The following is a 1,164-nucleotide window of genomic DNA, read 5'->3' on the forward strand; positions in this document are numbered from 1 at the left end:
AAAAAGGGCGTGCCATTCTTCGGGCGTGCGGATGTTCCTCATGGGTTTGCTCCGTGTTGATGATCGGGAACAAGATCATGGCAACATCGCGAACGCAATAACAGGTGGGGTTCCAGCGACGCTTACATTATTTCAGTGAGGCCGGCTGTGACTATTGTGGCTACCGGCGTTATGAAGAAGGCCGTCTGGTTGAGTGTGCTGATGACAGTCTGGAGTATGACGACGAGGATGAGCACGGATGGAGTGATGTTATTGGCCCGGACTGGCTGCTGGGTAATGTAGCGCACTATGGTGGTTAAATAGCAACCTCTCAGGGGGCGTGTCGAGAACCGTGCGCTCCTGAGCATGTTATCCACAGGCTGTCCGGTACCTTACTGACCTGCACTGTGGACAACCGACTTCGGTGGGCGGGAAAACTCTTCTGCAGGCTGAAGCCTGCAGGGACCGAAGCCCGGCGCCTGCGGCGCTCCGGCCCGGTTCCGGATGTCCTCAAATCATGCGATTCAGGGCGGTAAATATTTCCAATTCCGGGGTTAAATCTGTCAGGTGCATAATGCAAAAAAAAGTGCAGAAAATGCACTTATTTAAATTATATTTTTAACCGAATTTCGGGGCATAAAAGCGCCACAATTAAAGAAATTCAAACCCGTCTGGGCCCCTTCGGCTTCCCGGTGACCCGGGTCGTCGCCTGCACTTCGCCGGGTGTCCCCGTGGCCACCAGGCTACGCGGAGCCAGTACGGGGCCTGTCTCCGTCCCGTTGGGATAGCAAGCGATGCCTGAAGGGCGGCGTGAGCAGCTGCCGTTCCGGCAGCGCCACTTTAACTGGCCGTCTCTGACGGCCGCTAAGGAAAGCCGGTAAACCGGCTTCTCTGGCGCCCACTTTGGCCCCGTTGTCAGCGGTGTTCACTTTTGCTGTGACTGACGCTGCCCCGTTCCGGTCCGTAAACAAGGGGCCGGCTGAAGCCTGATGCCTGCGCCCGTTCGCACTCCCTCCCGTTGGTCAGTCGCTTGCGCTGCGGCTTTGTCATCCCCCTTGTTTCGTAAGCGTCGCTGGAACCCCACCTGTTATTGCGTTCGCGATGTTGCCATGATCTTGTTCCCGATCATCAACACGGAGCAAACCCATGAGGAACATCCGCACGCCCGAAGAATGGCACGCCCTT

2 protein-coding genes are annotated in these 1,164 nt (G+C 56.8%); both read left to right on the forward strand.

Going from position 1 to position 1,164, the window contains the following annotated elements; all coding sequences use genetic code 11:
• The first annotated feature begins 104 nt into the window (after positions 1-104).
• Positions 105-299, forward strand: coding sequence for a hypothetical protein (locus ACMV5I_RS29460; protein WP_414825971.1), 195 nt, complete (start codon positions 105-107; stop codon positions 297-299).
• 669 nt (positions 300-968) lie between these two features.
• Positions 969-1,164: hypothetical protein (locus ACMV5I_RS29465; RefSeq protein WP_414825972.1), on the forward strand; the 196-nt coding region annotated here is incomplete at its 3' end.

Source organism: Serratia sp. T13T92 (assembly GCF_047530105.1).
Classification (GTDB): domain Bacteria; phylum Pseudomonadota; class Gammaproteobacteria; order Enterobacterales; family Enterobacteriaceae; genus Chania; species Chania fonticola.